Source organism: Klebsiella sp. K-3 (assembly GCF_051207495.1).
GTDB lineage: Bacteria > Pseudomonadota > Gammaproteobacteria > Enterobacterales > Enterobacteriaceae > Klebsiella > Klebsiella aerogenes.
This window is the reverse complement of sequence record NZ_JBPNXF010000004.1, coordinates 69,451-90,218: the sequence shown is the minus strand read 5'-3', so window position 1 is coordinate 90,218 and position 20,768 is coordinate 69,451. Positions and strand designations below refer to the sequence as shown.

General features: G+C 55.0%; 16 protein-coding genes and 1 pseudogene. 7 read left to right on the top strand and 10 right to left on the bottom strand.

Going from position 1 to position 20,768, the window contains the following annotated elements; translation table 11 throughout:
- Positions 1–4: 4 nt before the first annotated feature.
- Entirely contained in the window at positions 5–1,663 is a 1,659-nt protein-coding gene (locus ACSEMK_RS07345; protein ID WP_087858445.1) for a hypothetical protein, read from the bottom strand.
- Between the two features lie 177 nt (positions 1,664–1,840).
- Here ACSEMK_RS07345 and ppk1 point away from each other — a divergent pair, with 177 nt between their 5' ends.
- Together ppk1 and ppx are read left to right on the top strand one after the other, a co-directional pair.
- The gene (ppk1, locus tag ACSEMK_RS07340) at positions 1,841–3,901 is read left to right on the top strand and encodes a polyphosphate kinase 1 (RefSeq protein ID WP_047043447.1); all 2,061 of its coding nucleotides are present in this window, start codon (positions 1,841–1,843) and stop codon (positions 3,899–3,901) included.
- A gap of 3 nt (positions 3,902–3,904) precedes the next feature.
- Complete coding sequence (gene ppx, locus ACSEMK_RS07335) at positions 3,905–5,431, top strand: exopolyphosphatase (RefSeq protein WP_087858415.1); 1,527 nt, start codon at positions 3,905–3,907, stop codon at positions 5,429–5,431.
- A gap of 48 nt (positions 5,432–5,479) precedes the next feature.
- Here ppx and ACSEMK_RS07330 read toward each other — a convergent pair whose 3' ends face one another.
- On the bottom strand, positions 5,480–7,711 hold the full coding sequence (locus tag ACSEMK_RS07330) for an EAL domain-containing protein (protein WP_430914714.1): 2,232 nt from the start codon (positions 7,709–7,711) through the stop codon (positions 5,480–5,482).
- 370 nt (positions 7,712–8,081) lie between these two features.
- Between ACSEMK_RS07330 and ACSEMK_RS07325 the strand changes: the two genes are divergently transcribed.
- The gene (locus ACSEMK_RS07325) at positions 8,082–8,273 is read left to right on the top strand and encodes a YfgG family protein (protein WP_015370389.1); all 192 of its coding nucleotides are present in this window, start codon (positions 8,082–8,084) and stop codon (positions 8,271–8,273) included.
- Positions 8,274–8,276: 3 nt separating this feature from the next.
- On the opposite strand, the gene ACSEMK_RS07320 is transcribed toward ACSEMK_RS07325, so the two are convergent.
- Complete coding sequence (locus ACSEMK_RS07320) at positions 8,277–9,170, bottom strand: LysR family transcriptional regulator (RefSeq protein ID WP_308958508.1); 894 nt, start codon at positions 9,168–9,170, stop codon at positions 8,277–8,279.
- A 98-nt stretch (positions 9,171–9,268) separates the two neighbouring features.
- Between ACSEMK_RS07320 and ACSEMK_RS07315 the strand changes: the two genes are divergently transcribed.
- Positions 9,269–10,477 (top strand): MFS transporter, encoded by a 1,209-nt coding sequence (locus tag ACSEMK_RS07315; protein ID WP_113374483.1) that lies wholly within the window; start codon positions 9,269–9,271, stop codon positions 10,475–10,477.
- Positions 10,478–10,511: 34 nt separating this feature from the next.
- Here ACSEMK_RS07315 and ACSEMK_RS07310 read toward each other — a convergent pair.
- The 3 genes and pseudogenes from ACSEMK_RS07310 to guaB form a co-directional block, all read right to left on the bottom strand.
- Positions 10,512–10,745 (bottom strand): annotated as a pseudogene (locus tag ACSEMK_RS07310) (type II toxin-antitoxin system RelE/ParE family toxin); the annotation flags it as partial.
- A 201-nt stretch (positions 10,746–10,946) separates the two neighbouring features.
- Positions 10,947–12,524, bottom strand: a complete 1,578-nt coding sequence (guaA, locus tag ACSEMK_RS07305) for a glutamine-hydrolyzing GMP synthase (protein WP_015703162.1) — start codon at positions 12,522–12,524, stop codon at positions 10,947–10,949.
- A 69-nt stretch (positions 12,525–12,593) separates the two neighbouring features.
- Positions 12,594–14,060, bottom strand: coding sequence for an IMP dehydrogenase (gene guaB, locus ACSEMK_RS07300; RefSeq protein WP_015370334.1), 1,467 nt, complete (start codon positions 14,058–14,060; stop codon positions 12,594–12,596).
- A gap of 158 nt (positions 14,061–14,218) precedes the next feature.
- Between guaB and xseA the strand changes: the two genes are divergently transcribed.
- The 3 genes from xseA to ACSEMK_RS07285 all read left to right on the top strand — a co-directional run bounded on the left by xseA (position 14,219) and on the right by ACSEMK_RS07285 (position 17,036).
- A complete protein-coding gene (gene xseA, locus ACSEMK_RS07295) occupies positions 14,219–15,592 on the top strand; it encodes an exodeoxyribonuclease VII large subunit (RefSeq protein ID WP_430914713.1) in 1,374 nt (457 codons plus the stop codon).
- 80 nt (positions 15,593–15,672) lie between these two features.
- Positions 15,673–16,701, top strand: a complete 1,029-nt coding sequence (locus ACSEMK_RS07290; RefSeq protein WP_308958506.1) for a M4 family metallopeptidase — start codon at positions 15,673–15,675, stop codon at positions 16,699–16,701.
- Positions 16,698–17,036, top strand: coding sequence for a protealysin inhibitor emfourin (locus ACSEMK_RS07285; RefSeq protein ID WP_045386960.1), 339 nt, complete (start codon positions 16,698–16,700; stop codon positions 17,034–17,036). Before ACSEMK_RS07290 ends, ACSEMK_RS07285 begins: the two co-directional genes overlap by 4 nt.
- Here ACSEMK_RS07285 and ACSEMK_RS07280 read toward each other — a convergent pair.
- The 4 genes from ACSEMK_RS07280 to ACSEMK_RS07265 form a co-directional block, all read right to left on the bottom strand.
- Positions 17,033–17,248, bottom strand: coding sequence for a zinc ribbon domain-containing protein (locus tag ACSEMK_RS07280; protein WP_430914712.1), 216 nt, complete (start codon positions 17,246–17,248; stop codon positions 17,033–17,035). The genes ACSEMK_RS07285 and ACSEMK_RS07280 overlap by 4 nt on opposite strands.
- A 117-nt stretch (positions 17,249–17,365) precedes the next feature.
- A complete protein-coding gene (gene der, locus ACSEMK_RS07275) occupies positions 17,366–18,844 on the bottom strand; it encodes a ribosome biogenesis GTPase Der (RefSeq protein ID WP_015370328.1) in 1,479 nt (492 codons plus the stop codon).
- Positions 18,845–18,957: 113 nt separating this feature from the next.
- The gene (bamB, locus tag ACSEMK_RS07270) at positions 18,958–20,136 is read right to left on the bottom strand and encodes an outer membrane protein assembly factor BamB (protein WP_045392712.1); all 1,179 of its coding nucleotides are present in this window, start codon (positions 20,134–20,136) and stop codon (positions 18,958–18,960) included.
- A 10-nt stretch (positions 20,137–20,146) separates the two neighbouring features.
- Positions 20,147–20,767: a YfgM family protein gene (locus ACSEMK_RS07265; protein WP_045377550.1), complete on the bottom strand. Its 621-nt coding sequence runs from the start codon at positions 20,765–20,767 to the stop codon at positions 20,147–20,149.
- Position 20,768 lies beyond the last annotated feature (1 nt).

The following is a 20,768-nucleotide window of genomic DNA, read 5'->3' as shown; positions in this document are numbered from 1 at the left end:
ACGGCTATCTGAGCGCCGTCAGTTCGGTGCTCAGGCTATCAGCCAGATGACGTGCTCGTACGGGATCGAACATCACGTAAAACGCCGGCGAGGCCTCTCCTGTCTGCTGACAAAGCGTTTCCATTTCCGATGCGCAGCGATACAGCGCCTGTACGTTGATATGACAAATTTCCCGCATGCTCCAGCTGTTTTCCACCTCTCGGGCGAAGTGCAGAGTAAAGAAGGCCTTTTGCGCGTGGGTAAATGTCTGGCAATAAAGCGCCAGTCCCTGCCACTCTTCACGCCACCGAAGCGCCAGCGCGGCGGGAAAATCCGCCGTGAGAGCGAACGCTTGCGCCGCTTTCCCCAACTGCTGCGCGCTGGCTGCGACGTCATCTTTTTCTTGCGCGATTTGCGTGAGATTAGCCATCGATTTCTGCGGATCGTCACGCTTGAAGTGGATATCGTGCGCCGAACCGGGTAACCAGTGACTGCGCGCCAGTTGTCCGTAAAGGCTCCACACCGCCTGGCCGTAGCTTTCAGGCAATTGGCTATGGCGATGGAACACATGGTCTCGCACATATATTGACTGATAGAGTGTCTGCGTCGCCTGCTCAAGCAGCGACTGGAACTGCTGCGCGACATCGGCTGGCGGACACCAGCCGTAACGCTGCGCCAGCCATTGCACCAGTAACTGCTGCTGATTTTTTGCCGCCCCTTCGCCCAGCAATTGGCTGCAGGCGAAGAGGTTACATTCGCTTAACGTCGCAGGGATCCAGTGATTATCGATGCTTTCCCAACTGGTTTTGCAGATAGCGCCGGTAATGCGCGGATTGCGGCTCTGGCACCACAGCAGTCGCCCCTGTAGCTCATCAATACGTAAAAACGGCATGACTCCCCATCCCACTTCCTCGCCGGCAAGATCGATATCGATCCATACATCTCGCGTCTGCACCGCCAGCAGCGCCGGATTATTAGGGAATGCAGGCCAGAAACGTTCCGGCGTGAGTTTTATCGATACCGAAACCGCAGGCGGCAGCGGTTCAATCGCATCCAGCACGGCGCTGAGATCGTCATTGCTGGCCGGGAAAACGCGCAGTACCAGATGTTTATTTTGCGCGGCTACCGCCTGGCTCAGGGCATTAAAGCAGCGGCGATACAGCATCAAGCTTTGCGCGGGCTGGCGGGGATCGTCGTGTTGTCTGGCCCACTGCGGGTGAGAGATTGGTAATAAGCCGTCGGTACTGGAGAGCGCGATAATCAAACCGGTGAGCGCTGGCACGCTTTGGCACACGGCGCGGATTTTGTCAGTTAACCAGCGGCTCCAGAAATCGACATCGAAACGCACCCCGCGCGGGGTATCCAGCAGTTCCGGATGCGCTAATAACAGTTCGGTTGGAAAGCTAAGTTCTTTCGCCTGCAGATAAAATCGCAACCCCTGTTCACGGCAGCGTAACGCCAGGCGATTGAGATAGATACAGCGCGCTCGTTGTTGGCTCGACAACCGGTCGTTATAGTCAAAAGGCGTATACCCCTGTGGCGAAACCAGCTTGCCAAACAGCTCGGCCTGCCCCACCACCACGGTATTAAAATCATGCTCAAGTGCGTATTCAATCAACCGGCAGGCCGACGGCCAGTGCCAGATATCCTGGTTGTTAAGCTCCAGCGCCCGCGTTTCCCACATCGTTTCGCCCTCCATTTCGCCCCTGACTGAACATAACGTAAGCAAACAAACGCGTCCGCTTTTTCCTGACATCTGATTGAAAGAAAACTGTCATATTGCTTTGACATAGTTGGACATTCAATGGCAAAGCTCGCCATAATGAAAAAGCGACGTCAATGATCCGGAGTGTGAGTTGTAATGGGCCAGGAAAAGCTATACATCGAAAAAGAACTCAGCTGGTTGTCCTTTAACGAGCGCGTACTTCAGGAAGCGGCGGACAAGAGCAACCCGCTTATCGAGCGCATGCGCTTCTTAGGAATTTACTCCAACAACCTTGATGAGTTTTACAAAGTGCGCTTCGCCGAACTTAAGCGACGCATTCTTATCAGTGAAGAACAAGGTAGTACCGCCCATTCACGTCATCTGTTAGGCAAAATCCAGGCCCGCGTGCTAAAGGCCGATCAGGAATTTGATGGTCTTTACAATGAACTGCTGCTGGAAATGGCGCGTAATCAGATCTTCCTGATTAACGAACGCCAGCTGTCCGTTAACCAGCAGTCCTGGCTGCGCAACTACTTCAAACAGTATCTTCGCCAGCATATTTCGCCGATTCTGATCAACCGCGAGACGGACCTGGTTCAATTCCTGAAAGATGATTACACCTATCTGGCGGTGGAGATTATCCGCGGCGACACCATTAATTATGCGCTGCTGGAGATTCCATCTGATAAGGTGCCGCGCTTTGTGAACCTGCCGCCGGAAACGCCGCGACGCCGCAAGCCAATGATTCTGCTGGATAACATTCTGCGTTACTGCCTGGATGATATCTTTAAGGGCTTCTTTGACTACGATGCCCTGAATGCATACTCGATGAAAATGACCCGCGATGCCGAGTACGATCTGGTACACGAAATGGAATCGAGCCTGATGGAGCTGATGTCCTCCAGCCTGAAGCAGCGCTTAACCGCCGAGCCGGTACGTTTTGTCTACCAGCGCGATATGCCGGACGCGATGGTTGAAATGCTGCGCGATAAGCTCTCCATCTCCAACTACGATTCAATGCTGCCGGGCGGGCGTTATCACAACTTTAAAGACTTTATCGGTTTCCCGAATGTTGGCAAGGCCAATCTGGTCAACAAACCGATGCCGCGCCTGCGCCATCTGTGGTTCGATAAATTCCGCAACGGCTTTGACGCTATCCGCGAACGCGACGTACTGCTCTACTACCCATACCATACCTTCGAGCATGTGCTTGAACTGCTGCGTCAGGCGTCGTTCGACCCAAGCGTGCTGGCGATCAAAATCAATATCTACCGCGTCGCTAAGGATTCACGGATTATCGATTCGATGATCCACGCCGCCCACAACGGTAAAAAAGTGACCGTGGTGGTTGAACTGCAGGCTCGCTTCGACGAAGAGGCCAATATTCACTGGGCCAAACGTCTGACAGAAGCCGGCGTACACGTTATCTTCTCGGCGCCGGGGCTGAAGATCCACGCCAAACTCTTCCTCATTTCGCGTAAAGAAGGCGATGAGGTAGTGCGTTATGCGCATATCGGCACCGGCAACTTCAACGAGAAAACCGCTCGTATCTACACCGACTATTCACTTCTCACCGCCGACGCGCGCATCACCAATGAAGTTCGTCGCGTATTTAACTTTATCGAAAACCCTTACCGGCCAGTTAGCTTCGACTACCTGCTGGTGTCGCCGCAGAACTCGCGTCGTCTGCTGTATGAAATGATCGACCGCGAAATCGCCAATGCGCAGAATGGGCAACCGTCCGGAATTACGCTTAAATTAAATAACCTGGTCGATAAAGGGCTGGTGGACAGACTCTACGCCGCCTCCAGCACCGGCGTGCCGGTGAACCTGCTTATCCGCGGCATGTGCTCGCTGATCCCCGGTCTTGAGGGAATAAGCGAAAATATTCGCGTGATTAGTATCGTTGACCGTTTCCTTGAGCACGACAGGGTCTATTGTTTTGAAAACGGCGGTGATAAACAGGTGTGGTTATCCTCCGCCGACTGGATGACGCGCAATATCGACTATCGTATCGAAGTCGCCGTACCGCTGCTGGACCCGCGTCTGAAGCAACGCGTACTGGATATTCTCGATATCCTGTTCAACGATACCGTAAAAGCGCGCTATCTTGATAAAGAACTGAGTAATCGCTACGTGCCGCGCGGCAATCGTCGCAAAGTACGCGCACAGATGGCGATTTACGATTATCTCAAATCACTCGAACAACCCGATTAACCTATGCCAATAAACGAAAAAACCCCTCGGCCGCAGGAGTTCGCTGCGGTCGACCTTGGTTCGAACAGTTTTCATATGGTGATCGCCCGTGTCGTCGACGGGGCAATGCAGATCATCGGTCGCCTGAAGCAACGCGTCCACCTGGCCGATGGCCTGGATGAAAACTCGGTGTTGAGCGAAGAAGCGATTACTCGCGGACTGAACTGCCTGTCGCTGTTTGCTGAACGTCTGCAAGGGTTCTCCCCTTCCAGCGTTTGTATCGTCGGGACGCATACCCTGCGCCAGGCGGCCAACGCGGCGGACTTTCTCAAACGAGCGGAAAAAGTTATTCCTTATCCCATCGAGATAATCTCCGGTAACGAAGAAGCGCGTCTGATTTTTATGGGCGTTGAGCATACGCAACCGGAGCGCGGTCGTAAGCTGGTTATCGACATCGGCGGCGGCTCGACTGAGCTCGTGATCGGCGAAGATTTCGAACCCCGCCTGGTGGAAAGCCGACGTATGGGCTGCGTAAGCTTCTCCCAGGCCTATTTCCCCGGCGGCGTTATCAATAAAGAAAACTTCCAGCGCGCGCGCCTGGCGGCGGTGCAGAAGCTGGAAACGCTGGCATGGCAGTTCCGTATTCAGGGATGGAACGTGGCGCTGGGCGCCTCTGGCTCCATCAAAGCCGCGCATGAAGTGCTGATCGCCATGGGGGAAAAAGACGGATTTATTACGCCTGATCGCCTGGAAATGCTGGTTAGTGAGCTGCTGAAGAATAAAAACTTCGATTCATTAAGCCTGCCGGGATTGTCGGAAGACCGCAAAGCGGTATTCGCTCCGGGCCTGGCGATTTTGTGCGGGGTATTCGACGCGCTGGCGATCAAAGAGCTGCGCCTGTCCGACGGCGCCCTGCGCGAAGGCGTGTTGTACGAGATGGAAGGCCGCTTCCGCCACCAGGATATTCGCAGCCGAACGGCCCAAAGCCTGGCGAACCAGTACAATATCGATCGCGAACAGGCCCGCCGGGTACTGGAGACCACCACTCAGATGCTGGAACAGTGGCAGGAACAAAACCCGAAACTGGCGAATCCGCATCTGTCTGCCCTGCTGAAGTGGGCGGTAATGCTACATGAAGTGGGGCTGAACATTAACCACAGCGGTATGCATCGCCACTCCGCCTATATCCTGCAAAATAGCGACTTGCCGGGCTTTAATCAGGAGCAGCAGATGCTGATGGCCACGCTGGTGCGCTATCATCGCAAGGCTATCAAGCTGGATGATTTGCCGCGTTTTACCTTGTTCAAGAAAAAACAGTTCCTGCCGCTTATCCAACTACTGCGTCTGGGCGTGTTACTGAACAATCAGCGTCAGGCGACGACGACGCCGCCAAAACTGACATTGAAGACGGAAGCCAACCACTGGACCTTAATTTTCCCGCACGACTGGTTTAGCCAGAACGCGTTGGTACTGCTGGATCTGGAAAAAGAGCAACAGTATTGGGAAGGCGTGCCGGAATGGCTGCTGAAAATTACTGAAGAAGAAGCGTAAAGCTGACATCTTTGACTAAAACGGCCGGGTCATACGCCCGGCCGTTTTTTATGCGACTTCAGCCGCACAGGCCAACTGTTCTATCGGAACCGGCATACCAATGTCATAGCCCTGCATATAATCAATCCCCAGAGAAATCGCCGCCTGGCGGATCTCCGGCGATTCCACATACTCCGCCACTACCTGCATATTTTTGATTTGCGCCAACCGGCAAATCGACGCCACAACCTGATAATCCAGGCTACTGGTCACCAGATTACGGATAAAGCTCCCATCAATTTTCAGCATGTCGACGTTGAGCGTTTTCAGCCGCGCATAGCTGGCATAGCCGGTCCCGAAATCATCAATCGCCACCCGGCATCCCAACTCCTGCAACCGCGCGAGCGTTTGTTGCGCCTGCTCCGGATTACTGAGCGAGTGATTTTCCGTCAGTTCAAAAATAAGCTGCCACGGCTCGATATTATAATGATGCAACATTTCCTCGACTTCGTCCGGGAACCGGCTGCGGCTGACCGAGACTGGCGACAGATTGATGGCCAGACGCATGCCTGGCAGCGTATGTCGATTATCGTTCATAAAAGCCAGCGTATTGTCGATAACCCAGCTGTCGATGCGCGAAGCCAGGCCAAATTCGTGCGCCGCGGGCAAAAAATTATCCGGCGCAACCAGTTCGCCCTGCTCGCCCACCATACGCAACAGGACTTCATGATAGCTATCGCCACGCATGCCGATAATGGGCTGCGCCATCAGCCGAAAGCGATTCTGCTCCAGCGCCTGCAGGATCTGGTTCATCATGGACACGCGTTCTTTTAATCCCTGCTGGACGTGAACGGCGCCGCGGCGCTGCACGTTTTCCGGTTGTCCGCTGGTTAACGACATATCGGCAATATTATTCAGTTCGCCGAGCAGTAAATACAGATGCTTGACCGGAGAGCGCACGTTGCAATAGCTGATCCCGACGGGCGGCTGCAGCGGAATACCATCCCAGATGAAACGGAACTGCTTAATCCGCACATCCAGCATCACGATGCGTTTTTGATGATCGTCGCTATTCAGGCGTACCACCAGATCATGGCCCGAAAGGTGATAGACCATTTCATTCGGCTGCAGCATGTGACTTAAGTATTCCGACAGCTGCTGCTTATACTGAATGCGTAGCATCACGCCATAGTGCCGACCAAGCAACTCCAGCTCCGGCATGCGTAAAAAGCATAGTACCGACCAGGTCGAGTGGTTTAGCGCTCGGCTCAGGGCCCGTAAATTTGGCATATGAACGACCGGGTCGAGAAAGGCCATCCTACGAACCCGACGGTGGATCATCCGCTGCTGCGTCGCCAGCATCGCCATATAAGCGATAATAAAGGAGAAAACCAGGTAGCTGGAGGAGGTAATCGCCAGCTGGTTATTGTAGATCGGGGAAAATGGCAGATAGCTGTAATGAAAATGGATAACCAGAATTAATATCGGCGGCCACACCAGGGAAATAAAACGATAACCGAAACGCATCGCTCCCCATAGCATGACCGGCATAAGTAATGAAAGTGTATAATTTGTGCTAAATATCGTGCTGTTGGCATTTAACGGCATGAATAATAAAGCCAGTATTATTAACAATACTATTGCCCAGACAATAATTTCCAGCGGTTTTATTTTTTGGTCGATTTGTAAACGTACCTGGGATATAAAGCCGCGTAAGTGTAGCGGATTACGAATAACGCGAAGCAAAAAATAGCACAGCGGCACGCCGGTCAGACAACCGACCATCAGCGCCTGAAAAGTGATTAACGATCGTAAACTAAATGGCGTTGTCCCAACCAGTTCCGCCGCACGCGGATGCAGGCCAAGATACTCAGCAAGTTGAGAAATAATGAGAAAAATCACCGAAGGCAGCAGCATTTGCCAGAACAACCGATGCGGCATCAGGGCAACATTGCCGTGGGAAATCTGCTGACGGCGCGGAACGAAAATACGATACCCGCCCCAGCACAGCACCGCGGGGATCAAAAAATGAAATAACACACCGATGGCTTGCTCAAAGGTCATGCCGCGCGTAATGGTCAGCAGCAAACCGATAACGATTCCCGGCAGCGCCGCCCAGCCAAAAAAAAGCATCAGGCTTAATACTAGCGCCAGTGGAAGGTAATACAGGAAGACGGTATGACCGTTAAGATTTGCAAATGTATTCGCGGCGCGCGCCAGCGGCAACAGCAGCGTAGGCAGGATGAGCGGTAGCGCCCACCATTTATCCTGATATCGTTTGTATAGTTTAATAATACTCATAGATGCTCGACAGATTACCCCAACTCCTGCGGAGTATATTCAGACAGGCATCCAACCCGACCAGGCTAACCGCGAAAGTAATAACGATGCGGAACAGATGGACGATTTTAGTGAGCAATGGAATCAAGCAATTGACGCAAATCAATAAACTATTTAGCTAATATTAATAAAACTTATTTTTTTGCGACCTCGTGCAACAACCAAAATCTGTGTAAATACGATATTCATCTTATATAACATTAAGTAATGTTTTAGCACTACGATTTTTACACCGCCGACAATTGACCCCACCGCTATACTATGACTTAATACCCCCATCGCCCGTCTTCGGGTATACTTCAAGGAACCTTTTGTGAGTCAGGCACCCAGTATGCGTAAACGACATCGATTTAACCGTCGCATGACCCGTATCGTACTACTTATCAGTTTTCTCTTCTTCTTTGGACGCTTTGTCTACTCCTCTATCGGTGCCTGGTACCATCATCAGGACAAACAAGAGTCGCAGCAATCGACCATCACCATTGACGCTCCGGCGACGCCAACGACTCCAGCCCAGGAATAACGCCTACGGCAAAATTTTTAGTTGTTGCAGCAGACGCAGCATCTCCGCTATCCCTTTGTTGATAACTTTATCCTGACGCATCACCACGCCCAGTTGGCGATAGAGCCGCGGCGATAGCGACTGTATACGTATTCCGGTGCGGTCATCTTCATCCGCCACCGCCATCTTCGGTACGATACTGTATCCCAGACCGGCACGCACCATACGCTTGATAGCCTCAATGCTACCGAGTTGCATCACCGGCGCCGAGTTTACCCCGGCAGCGCGAAACCAGCCATCGATTAGCCCACGGGTCCCGCTGCCGGCTTCAAATGCTATTAGCGAAAGTGCCTGTAGCAGTGAAGGCGTCACTTGCCCCACTAGCGGTTCATCATCGTTGGCAGTAATAAATACAAACTCTTCCTCCAGCACTGGCGTTACCGCCAGGCTGCGGCCGCTGGCAGGTAAGGTCACCAATCCCAGATCAAGCCGGCTCTCTTCCACCGCACGTACAATGTCAAGCGTATTACCGGTCGTGACGCCAACCGTTAACAGCGGATGCTTCTCGCGTAGATGGCGCAATAGCGGCGGCAGCAAATGAATACAGGCCGTCGCCCCGGTACCGAAGCTCATCGTGCCGTGCACTTCATGGTTAAACTCAGCCACCGACTGCACCGCCGTATTCACCGCCTGCTCAATAATTTCACTATGGGCCAGTAGCGCCAATCCGGCGGCAGTGGCTTTGACCCCTCGGCCGGTACGCTCAACCAACCGCGTCTTCAGGAACTGCTCAAGCTGGCGAACCTGCTGGCTTACCGCCGGCTGCGATATTCCCAGTACATCAGCGGCGGCGGAAAAACTGCCGCGCTGCGCCACCAGCCGAAAGGTCGTCAGATTTACCAAATTCAGCATCGTCATCACAAAGTTTCTCTTATGCAGGCTATAAGCCCCAGGGACTGCCTGCACAATAGCGCGCGCGATATGCTGCCGACAACTGCATAACGCTTTGGAATTCAATGAAAACGTCAACCTTGCCTGGCACCGCGCCTCTTTCCCTTACTCTCGCAGCCGGCGGCAACCAGCTCATCAACTGGGGGATCGTTTTTTATATGCCCGGTACCTTTGCCGGCGCTATTGCTAGTGATACTGGCTGGGGCGGAACGGAGATCTATCTCGGTTTGACCTTCGCCATGCTGATGATGGCGGCGATCTCGCCTTTTATCGCCCGCCTGTTGGCCTGGTTTGGCGGTCAGCGGGTGGTGTTCATCGGTTCATTAACCATCGCGGCAAGCTGCCTGGCTATGTCGCAGGCAGACAGCCTGATCTTCTGGTACGTCGCATGGCTACTGGCCGGTGTCGGTATGCGGCTGGCGCTATACGATGCGCTGTTCGCCGCGCTGGTTAACCTGTATGGTCAACGCGCGAGAATGACTATTTCACGGGTGACCCTGGCTGGAGGACTGGCCTCAGCGATATTCTGGCCGCTGGGCACCGCGCTGCTCGCGCTAATGGGATGGCGTGGAGCGCTGGTAATCTACAGCCTGTTTGGCCTGTTTAGCGCACTACTGCTGTGGCGGATGCCTAATCAACGCTTGCCCGACCGGAGCGCTCATCAGGAGAAAGTGCCGCTTTCCCGCCGCGACCAGCGCACAGGCCTGCTGTACGCCTCGCTTATCGCTTTGGTCACCTTTATTTCTAACGGCACATCCACCCATCTGCCTGAGTTTATCGCCAGCTACGGTCTGCCGGTAACAATAGGCGTACTATGGGGCATCGGACAGACCGGCGCCCGCTTTCTTGAGGTGATTTCAGGAGCGCGACTCACCCCACTCCGGCTAACGCTGTTGACCACAGCGCTATTGCCGCTCTGCTTTTTACTGGGCCTCAACGCCACCTCGCTAAGCTGGACCGTTGGCGGTTTTGTTTTCGCCTATGGGGCAATTAACGGCCTGACAACGGTATTTAAGGCAACATTACCGTTGCAGCTATTCGCAGCGGAAGATTACGCGCGGCGTACCGGACGGCTGCTGATCCCTGCGCAACTGCTGGCCGCCGTCTCGCCATTTGCCTATGCCTGGCTAAATCAACATCTGGGGATAGAAAGGAGCCTTGCTATTTCGGGTCTATTATCGCTGGTCGTACTGGGGCTGGCGCTGAGAATCGGCTGGCTGCAGCGGCGGCAGGTTGTGCGGATAAATCAGGGACAAAATGAAGAGAGGGTATGAAAAACCCTCTGTAAAACACACACATTTAGGGCTATCAGGCCATGATCAGACGATTAAACAGCAGCTGCTGGACGTCCTGACGATGTGCCAGGATCGCATGCGCGGTCACTAACGTTCCGTGTACGGAATACAAAACCCGGTAGCCTTCAGCGTGATTAAACTCCCGGTATTTGGCGCAGCCAATTTTCAGCAATTCGGGGCAAATCTGGCAGCCCAAGGGGAACTGGCCTACGGTGCTCTCAAACTGTGTAAGAATATCTGCGATAACCCAACCGAAATTTATCACATGGTACTTTTTCAAACCTGAATTCTAAATCAGAGAGTACCATCAAAAATTCCATTGAAAAAACAGTGCTTCCCGTTGCTAAAAGCTGCCAAAAAGTGCCAGGCACACAAAAAAAAGCCCGCATTTACGCGGACTTAGAGGTACTTTACTGCTTTTACGTGCAGGCTGTTGCCAGACGCGAAATCATTCCCACTCAATAGTCGCTGGCGGCTTACCGCTGATGTCGTACACCACGCGGGAAATACCGTTAACTTCGTTGATGATGCGGTTGGAAACACGGCCAAGGAAATCATACGGCAGGTGCGCCCAGTGCGCGGTCATAAAGTCGATGGTTTCTACCGCACGCAGGGAGACGACCCAGTCGTATTTACGGCCATCGCCCATCACGCCGACGGAGCGAACCGGCAGGAACACGGTAAATGCCTGGCTCACTTTGTCATACAGGTCGGCTTTGCGCAGTTCTTCAATGAAGATAGCGTCCGCGCGACGCAGCAGGTCGCAGTACTCTTTCTTCACTTCGCCGAGTACGCGAACGCCAAGGCCCGGCCCAGGGAACGGGTGACGGAACAGCATGTCATACGGCAGGCCCAGCTCCAGGCCAATCTTACGCACTTCGTCTTTGAACAGCTCTTTCAGCGGTTCAACGAGGCCCATCTTCATCTCTTTCGGCAGCCCGCCCACGTTGTGGTGAGACTTGATGACGTGCGCTTTACCGGTCGCGGAAGCGGCGGATTCGATCACGTCAGGGTAGATAGTGCCCTGCGCCAGCCATTTCACGTCTTCCAGCTTCAGCGCTTCTTCGTCGAACACTTCAACGAAGACGCGGCCAATGATTTTACGCTTCGCTTCCGGATCGTTTTCGCCCTTCAGCGCGGTCAGGAAGCGGTCTTCCGCCGCAACATGCACGATGTTCAGGCCGAAACGGTCGCCGAACATATCCATAACCTGCTCGGCTTCGTTCAGGCGCAGCAGGCCGTTATCCACGAATACGCAGGTCAGGTTTTTGCCGATGGCGCGGTGCAGCAGCATCGCGGTAACGGAAGAGTCAACGCCGCCGGACAGGCCGAGGATGACTTTATCTTCACCCACCTGCTGACGAATACGCTCAACCGCGTCGTCGATGATCTTCGCCGGCGTCCACAGCGCTTCACACTGGCAGATATCGCGCACGAAGCGCTCCAGCATACGCAGCCCCTGACGGGTGTGGGTGACTTCCGGGTGGAACTGTACGCCGTAGAAGCGTTTTTCTTCATTAGCCATGATGGCGAACGGGCAGCTTTCAGTGCTGGCGACGGTCACAAAGTCGGAAGGGATAGCGGTGACTTTATCACCATGGCTCATCCACACGTCCAGCAGCGGCTTACCGTCAGCGCTCAGCGCATCTTCGATGCCCTTGATCAGCGCGCTATCGGTCTGCACTTCCACCTGCGCGTAACCGAACTCACGCTCGTTGGAAGCTTCAACGTGGCCGCCCAGCTGCATGGCCATGGTCTGCATGCCGTAGCATACGCCGAATACCGGTACGCCGGCTTCGAAGACGTACTGCGGCGCGCGCGGGCTGTTGTCTTCGGTGGTGCTTTCCGGGCCGCCGGAAAGAATAATGCCGTTCGGGTTGAACTCGCGGATTTGAGCTTCGGTCACGTCCCAAGCCCAGAGCTCGCAATAGACCCCTAATTCACGTACGCGACGCGCAACCAGCTGGGTGTACTGAGAACCGAAGTCCAGGATAAGAATGCGATGTTTATGAATGTTATCCGTCATTGACGTTAATTCCAGAGAAGTAGCGATGATTGAATAAAAATCGCCCGGCGCGTAGCCGGGCGATGAAAATCAGGAGCCCATGCGGTAGTTCGGGGATTCCTTGGTGATCGTCACGTCGTGAACGTGGCTCTCCTGGATGCCCGCGCCGCTGATGCGCACGAACTCTGCTTTGGTACGCAGTGCGTCAATAGTACCACAACCGGTCAGACCCATACAGGAGCGCAGGCCGCCCATCTGCTGGTGAATGATCTCTTTCAGGCGGCCTTTATAGGCAACGCGGCCTTCGATACCTTCCGGTACCAGTTTGTCAGCGGCGTTATCGCTCTGGAAGTAACGGTCGGAGGAACCTTTGGACATCGCGCCCAGGGAACCCATACCGCGGTAGGATTTGTAAGAACGACCCTGATAGAGCTCGATTTCACCCGGGGATTCTTCGGTACCGGCCAGCATGGAGCCAACCATCACCGCGGCGGCGCCTGCGGCAATCGCTTTTGCGATATCGCCGGAGAAGCGGATACCGCCATCGGCGATAACCGGAATACCGGTGCCTTCCAGCGCTTCAACCGCGTCGGAAACGGCGGTGATCTGCGGAACGCCTACGCCGGTAACAATACGGGTAGTACAGATGGAGCCTGGGCCGATACCCACTTTCACCGCGCTGACGCCAGCTTCCGCCAGGGCACGAGCGCCCGCGCCGGTCGCCACGTTACCGCCGATGATTTGCAGGTCAGGATATTTAGCGCGCGTTTCGCGAATACGCTGCAGAACGCCTTCGGAGTGACCGTGAGAGGAGTCGATCAGCAGAACGTCAACGCCTGCGGCAACCAGCGCGTCAACGCGCTCTTCGTTACCGGCGCCAGCGCCAACGGCCGCGCCAACGCGCAGACGACCGTGCTCGTCTTTACACGCATTCGGTTTACGTTCCGCTTTCTGGAAATCTTTTACGGTGATCATGCCGCGCAGATGGAAGCTATCATCCACTACCAGCGCTTTTTCTACGCGTTTTTCGTGCATTTTAGCGAAGACCACTTCACGGCTTTCGCCTTCACGCACGGTAACCAGGCGCTCTTTCGGCGTCATATAAACGCTGACCGGCTGATTCAGGTCGGTAACAAAACGCACGTCGCGGCCGGTGATAATGCCGACCAGTTCGTTGTCTTCGGTCACTACCGGATAACCGGCGAAACCGTTACGTTCGGTCAGTTCTTTCACTTCGCGCAGGGTGGTAGTCGGCAGAACGGTCTGTGGATCGCTTACCACGCCGGATTCATGTTTCTTCACGCGACGGACTTCTTCAGCCTGGCGCTCGATTGACATGTTTTTATGAATAAAGCCGATGCCGCCTTCCTGGGCCAGGGCAATCGCCAGGCGCGCTTCAGTTACGGTATCCATCGCCGCGGAGAGCATAGGAATATTCAGACGAATAGTTTTCGTCAGCTGCGTGCTGAGATCGGCGGTATTCGGCAGAACGGTAGAATGAGCGGGAACAAGGAGGACGTCGTCAAACGTCAGGGCTTCTTTAGCGATACGTAGCATGGGCAATATCTCGACCAGGGTGGATAAATATTGCCGTGGCATTATACAGAGCGTAACCGATTGCATCCACCCTTTTTTGCAAATAATACTTGCGATCCCCTCTCAGCGCGTTACTATCGACTGAATAACCTGCTGATTTAGAATTTGATCTTGCTCACATGTTGCCATCTCAATCCCCTGCAATATTTACGGTCAGCCGCCTGAATCAGACGGTTCGCTTACTGCTGGAACGCGAAATGGGCCAGGTCTGGATAAGCGGCGAAATCTCTAACTTCAGCCAGCCCTCTTCCGGCCACTGGTACTTCACCTTAAAAGACGATAACGCACAAGTGCGCTGCGCGATGTTTCGCAACAGCAACCGCCGCGTCACGTTTCGCCCGCAGCATGGCCAGCAGGTGCTGGTTCGCGCCAACATTACCCTTTACGAGCCGCGCGGCGACTACCAGATCATCGTCGAAAGCATGCAACCCGCCGGTGAAGGCCTGCTGCAGCAGAAATATGAGCAGCTCAAGGCGCTCCTGACGGCGGAAGGGTTATTCGATCAAAGCCACAAGCAGGCGCTCCCCTCTCCCGCGCACTGCGTCGGCGTCATCACCTCCAAAACCGGCGCCGCGCTGCATGATATTTTACATGTTTTGAAACGCCGCGACCCCTCGCTGCCGGTGATCATTTATCCAACGGCGGTGCAAGGCGATGATGCGCCGGGGCAAATCGTGCGCGCGATAGCAGTAGCCAACCTGCGCCAGGAGTGCGACGTGCTGATCGTCGGGCGCGGCGGCGGTTCGCTGGAAGATTTATGGAGCTTTAACGACGAACGGGTGGCGCGGGCGATTTTCGCCAGCCGCATTCCGGTAGTGAGCGCCGTCGGCCATGAAACCGACGTCACCATCGCCGATTTCGTCGCCGACCTACGGGCGCCGACGCCCTCTGCGGCGGCAGAGATCGTCAGCCGCAATCAGCAGGAGCTTCTGCGTCAGCTACAGTCAGGCCAGCAGCGCCTGGAGATGGCGATGGATTATTTCCTCGCCAACCGCCAGCGCCGCTTTGCGCAGTTGTTTCACCGCTTACAGCAGCAACATCCTCAGCTGCGCTTAGCGCGTCAGCAAACCGAGCTGGAACGCCTGCGGCAGCGGATGCGCTTTGCGCTGGAAAGCCAGCTCAAACGCGCCGACCAGCGTCAGCAGCGCGCCGCGCAGCGGTTGAATCAGCAAAACCCGCAGCCGCGCATCCATCGCGCGCAGTCGCGTATTCAGCAACTGGAGTATCGTCTGGCGGAAAATATTCGCGCCCGCCTGAGCGAGCAGCGCGAGCGTTTCGGCAATACCGTGACGCATCTGGAAGCCGTCAGTCCGCTGGCGACGCTGGCTCGCGGCTATAGCGTCACCTCAGCCGGTGACGGCAAAGTGCTGAAAAAAATTAAACAGGTGCAGGCTGGCGATGTCGTGACTACCCGGCTGGAAGATGGTTGGGTCGAGAGCGAAGTGACAACCATCACTCCAGTGAAAAAAACGCGCGCCCGCAAAAAAGTCTGATTATCCTCCCGATTCATGCGGGGATAACTATACTGCTGTCATGCCCTTTTAAAACCGTTCATCCGGCCAGGGAGCGTGATATGCCAGATACTTGTCCTCGTTTCGTGATTCCACCCTACATTTTACGCCGCATTGTCGATCATGGTTCCGTTCAGCAGCAGCGCTGCGCGCAGCAAACGCTGAGCCATGTACAAACCCTGATGACGCACGTGCCGGGCCGCCCCGCCGCCGCCCATGTCGCCACGCCAGGCCAGCTTGAGCGCGACATTTACGATGCCAGGCAGACTCAGGAACTTCCAGGATTCCAGGTGCGCTTTGAAGGACAGCCTTCCAACGGCGATGTCGCCGTGGATGAGGCCTACGACTATCTCGGCATCACCCATGAGTTTTTCTGGACAAGCTATCATCGTGATTCGCTGGACAACCGCGGATTGAAGCTGACCGGCAGCGTCCACTATGGTCACGAATATCAAAACGCTTTCTGGAACGGGCAGCAAATGGTGTTTGGCGACGGTGATGGTGAAATCTTTAATCGCTTTACTATTGCGATTGATGTGGTGGCGCACGAGTTAAGCCATGGCGTTACGGAGAGCGAAGCCGGGCTTATCTATTTCGAACAATCCGGCGCGCTCAATGAATCGCTTTCCGATGTTTTTGGCTCACTGGTCAAACAATATCAGCGCCAGCAAACGGCAGATAAAGCAGACTGGATAATTGGCGAGGGGCTACTTGCGAAAGGTATTCACGGCCAAGGACTGCGATCGATGTCGCATCCCGGAACCGCCTATGATGACCCCATTCTTGGTAAAGACCCGCAACCCGCCCATATGAAAGATTTTGTGCATACCCAGCAGGATAACGGCGGCGTGCATATTAACTCCGGCATTCCTAATCATGCTTTCTATCTCGCCGCCAGTGCGCTGGGTGGTTTTGCATGGGAAAAAGCGGGATATGCCTGGTACGACGCGGTTTGTGATAAGTCACTGGCCAAAGACGCCGATTTTTCAGCCTTTGCCAGACTGACGATTCAACATGGCGAAAAACGTTTTGGTAAAACGGTCGCCGAGGCGATTCGCCAGGCCTGGGAGGGCGTTGGAGTCACATCATGAACGAGGCCGACCTCAGCGATGACGCAATTATTGAACTGGCGCGCGAGGGCGGCGTCGCCTGGATCCCGACGCTGAGCGGCATGCGTAAGATTGTCGTGGCGCAGCTTAACGAGCAACAAAAACAGCGCATCGCCGCAATACTGCAGCAGTCGTTGCCGCTGGGCAAGCCGCCGGGGCAGCCGGATTCTCCGGGTAGCGGCGACCAGCGTTTTTTTCGCATTCAGATAATCAGCGCCCAGCACTATCACAGCCTGATTATTCTCATCCCGGAAGAGCGCGCGCCGCAGGCGCTGGTTGAACTCTGGCGTAATGGTGAAGGCTGCGTTAGCGATTAGACAGGCACAAACTCGACGCGCTTTTTCGAGATCAGCCCGTGGCCTTGCTGGCAGAAATAATCCACCGCGCCGCAGGCCTTCAGCACTTCCAGCGGCTGATGGCAGTCCGGGCAGCGCGCCTCTAAAGCAAAATTTTTCTCACAGTGCGCGCAATGCGCGCTGTTGCCTTGTGCTTCCAACCGGGCATGACAAACGGGGCAATTGAGTTCCATGGCGTCTCCTTCTCATAATGAATAGCATGAGTTTATCACGTCATACGTCAGCGTTGCTGACCCGGCGAAGCGTTGAATAGGGTAGATAAAAAAACCCGCCGGCGGCGGGTTTCTGCATTATTTGCTTTTCTTGATATGCTTAATCAAGCGTTTACGCTTACGCATCTGGTTCGGCGTCAGGGTATTACGTTTATTGGCAAACGGGTTCTCCCCTTCCTTGAACTGAATGCGGATCGGCGTTCCCATGACATCCAGGGATTTACGGAAGTAGTTCATCAGGTAACGCTTGTAGGAATCCGGCAGGTCTTTCACCTGGTTGCCGTGAATCACCACGATCGGCGGGTTATAACCACCGGCGTGCGCATACTTCAGCTTCACGCGGCGACCGCGTACCAGCGGCGGCTGATGGTCTTCTGCCGCCATGGTCATAATGCGGGTCAGCATGGCGGTACCCACGCGACGGGTGGCGCTGTCGTAAGCTTCGCGCACCGATTCGAACAGGTTGCCAACGCCGCTGCCGTGCAGAGCGGAGATAAAGTGCACGCGGGCGAAGTCGATGAAGCCCAGACGGAAGTCGAGGGTCTCTTTCACCTGCTCTCTCACTTCCTGGCTCAGGCCATCCCATTTGTTAACCACGATAACCAGGGAACGACCGCTGTTAAGAATAAAGCCCAGCAGCGACAGATCCTGATCGGAGATGCCTTCACGGGCATCAATGACCAGCATCACCACGTTGGCGTCTTCAATCGCCTGCAGCGTCTTGATGACCGAGAATTTCTCCACGACGTCGGTAATTTTGCCGCGCTTACGCACGCCGGCGGTATCGATAAGCACATATTCGCGTTCATCGCGCTGCATCGGGATGTAGATACTGTCGCGGGTTGTACCCGGCATATCGTAAACCACCACGCGGTCTTCGCCGAGAATACGGTTAGTCAGCGTTGACTTACCGACATTTGGACGACCGACGATCGCCAGCTTAATCGGGAGATCTTGCGGGTTGAAGTCGTCTTCCGGCTCTTCAACTTCTTCGCCGTTTTGCTCGGCTTCAAACTGCGCCCAGTATGCGGCGTCTTCATCCACTTCTTCCTGAGGATTAACCTCATCTACCCACGGCAGCAGCACGTGTTCCAGCAGGCTGGTGACGCCGCGGCCATGCGAAGCGGCAATCGGATAAATATCGCCCAGCCCCAGCGACCAGAAGTCGGCCATCGCCTGATCGACGTCGATGCCGTCAGTTTTGTTCGCCACCAGGAAGGTCGGTTTTTCGCGAGAACGCAGATGTTTGGCGATCGCGGAATCCGCCGGCATCAGGCCCGCGCGCGCATCAACCATAAACAGCACCACGTCGGCCTCTTCAATCGCCAGCAGAGACTGTTCCGCCATCCGGGTTTCCACGCCTTCTTCCGTACCGTCGATACCACCGGTATCGATACAGATGAATTCGCGGCCTTCCACTTCAGCACGACCGTACTTACGGTCGCGAGTCAGCCCCGGGAAATCCGCGACCAACGCGTCACGAGTGCGCGTTAAGCGGTTGAAGAGCGTGGATTTTCCAACGTTAGGGCGCCCGACAAGCGCGACCACAGGTATCATGTTAAATGCCTCATACAAATTGCAATACAACCTCATTTTACGAGGTTTTTTAAAAAATCAAAACGGCCCCTGTCTGCCAGGAGCCGTTTATTAAAGCGATACTACCGCGCGAGTTAACGCGTGATCGAATACAGCGTACCGTCTTTGGCCTGGATAAGCAGGCGACCATCGGCGATAACCGGGTCGGTCAGGAAGCCGGAACTATCGACTTTCTGCTGCGCCACAAAGTGGCCGTCTTCCGGATTAATCCAGTGCATGTAGCCTTCGCTGTCGCCTACCACCAGGCTGCCGTTATACAGCGCCGGAGCGGTCAGCAAACGGTGCAGCAGGTCGCTCTGGGTCCACAGCGTTACGCCGCCATCGGTGGTCAGCGCCAGCAGGCGGTCATTCTGATCGACCAGATAGATACGGTTGCCGTCAACGATGAAATCGTTCACTGAACCCAGTTCGCGTTTCCAGATAATCTGGCCGCTGCGCAGATCCAGCGCGGTCAGGTTGCCATTATAAGCCAACGTATAAACAACGCCATTAACGATAACCGGCGTGGTGTCAACATCGTTCAGACGGTCGATTTCAGTCGGGCCGGTGGCCGTAGAAATACGCTGCTGCCAAATCATCTGCCCCTGTTGCATCAGCACGGCGCTGACACGACCGTTGTCGCCGCCGACAATCGCCGCGCCATAGGCGGTAGCCGGAGCGGATTCACCGCGCAGGGAGAGCGCAGGCATGTCCAGGTTCACGGTCCATTTCACCGCGCCGTCGGTTTCGTTCAGCGCCTGCAGCTGACCGTTACTGGTATGCACCAGTACCATGCCATCGCTAACGACCGGACGAGAAATCGCTTCACCCGCAACACGGCTCTGCCACGCGACGGTACCGTCACTGGTATTCAGCGCGAACAGCTGCGCCTTTTCAGTACCAACATAAACGTGGCCGCCGGAAACGGTCAGCCCGCCGGAGAGCAGCGCCGGAGCGCGCGAGAACCAGCCGTCTTTTTCCGCCAGGTTCACTGACCAGACTTCTTTACCGTCTTCAGCGTGCAGCGCTTTCACGGTGCCTTTACGGTCAGCCGCATACACAACGCCGTCGGCAAACGCCGGGTGCAGGTTGGAATAGAAATCACCGATACCATCGCCAACTGAAGTGCTCCAGGACGTGGACGGCGTAAACTGATTTTCCACCGTCGGCAGCGGTGACATTTTCACCACATCTTCTTCGCTGTTAAACAGCGAGCAACCGCTCAGTAAGGTGACGGAAAGCAGCCCTGGCAAAAGTAATTTACGCAATTGCATCGAGTCCCTCTCAGATGGACAAATTATTTATTTTCATACGCATCATTTCGCTGAGCGCTGGCGATGCATCGCTTTTCACGCCTGCTTCCCAGGCCGCGCGGGCGCCCTGCTTGTCGCCTTTGCTCAGCAGAATTTCACCACGCAAATCGGCGACGATAGCGGTCCAGCCTTCGCCTTTAATGCCTTCCAGGGTTTTCAGCGCCGCATCCGGCTGCTTGAGCTGCAGCTGTACGCGCGCCAGACGCATATTGATAACTGATTTCAGATTATCATCAGAGGCGGCAGCCAGCCCTTGTTGCAGCTGCTTCTCCGCGCCCTGCAGATCGTTTTTATCGACCAGACGCTGCGCGAGCTCCAGCGATGCGAACGCGCCATAGGTGTTTTTACTGTCGGCGGCGAATTTCTCCGCCGCGGTCAGCGTTTCAGGCGAACCTGACTTCAGCGCGGAAATGGCATTCTCATAGGCCAAAGAGGAATCCCGGGCCGAATCCAGCTGATGGGAAGTCCAGTAGCGCCAGCCAACCAGCGCGCCGATCCCTAAAATCACCCCGACGGCCAGCGCTTTACCGTTCTCGGCAAAGAAACGCTTGAGGGCGTCGACCTGCTCGTTTTCGTTGTTGAAAGTTTCCACG

Excerpts from the sequence above, each read along its gene's own strand:
- ACSEMK_RS07290 (WP_308958506.1), top strand. The coding sequence starts at position 15,673 with ATGCCAGATACTTGTCCTCGTTTCGTGATTCCACCCTACATTTTACGC.
- ACSEMK_RS07315 (WP_113374483.1), top strand. The coding sequence starts at position 9,269 with ATGAAAACGTCAACCTTGCCTGGCACCGCGCCTCTTTCCCTTACTCTC.
- ACSEMK_RS07285 (WP_045386960.1), top strand. The coding sequence starts at position 16,698 with ATGAACGAGGCCGACCTCAGCGATGACGCAATTATTGAACTGGCGCGC.
- ACSEMK_RS07330 (WP_430914714.1), bottom strand. The coding sequence starts at position 7,711 with ATGAGTATTATTAAACTATACAAACGATATCAGGATAAATGGTGGGCG.
- guaB (WP_015370334.1), bottom strand. The coding sequence starts at position 14,060 with ATGCTACGTATCGCTAAAGAAGCCCTGACGTTTGACGACGTCCTCCTT.
- ACSEMK_RS07325 (WP_015370389.1), top strand. The coding sequence starts at position 8,082 with ATGCGTAAACGACATCGATTTAACCGTCGCATGACCCGTATCGTACTA.
- ACSEMK_RS07345 (WP_087858445.1), bottom strand. The coding sequence starts at position 1,663 with ATGTGGGAAACGCGGGCGCTGGAGCTTAACAACCAGGATATCTGGCAC.
- bamB (WP_045392712.1), bottom strand. The coding sequence starts at position 20,136 with ATGCAATTGCGTAAATTACTTTTGCCAGGGCTGCTTTCCGTCACCTTA.
- guaA (WP_015703162.1), bottom strand. The coding sequence starts at position 12,524 with ATGACGGATAACATTCATAAACATCGCATTCTTATCCTGGACTTCGGT.
- ACSEMK_RS07320 (WP_308958508.1), bottom strand. The coding sequence starts at position 9,170 with ATGACGATGCTGAATTTGGTAAATCTGACGACCTTTCGGCTGGTGGCG.
- xseA (WP_430914713.1), top strand. The coding sequence starts at position 14,219 with ATGTTGCCATCTCAATCCCCTGCAATATTTACGGTCAGCCGCCTGAAT.
- ppk1 (WP_047043447.1), top strand. The coding sequence starts at position 1,841 with ATGGGCCAGGAAAAGCTATACATCGAAAAAGAACTCAGCTGGTTGTCC.
- ppx (WP_087858415.1), top strand. The coding sequence starts at position 3,905 with ATGCCAATAAACGAAAAAACCCCTCGGCCGCAGGAGTTCGCTGCGGTC.
- der (WP_015370328.1), bottom strand. The coding sequence starts at position 18,844 with ATGATACCTGTGGTCGCGCTTGTCGGGCGCCCTAACGTTGGAAAATCC.
- ACSEMK_RS07280 (WP_430914712.1), bottom strand. The coding sequence starts at position 17,248 with ATGGAACTCAATTGCCCCGTTTGTCATGCCCGGTTGGAAGCACAAGGC.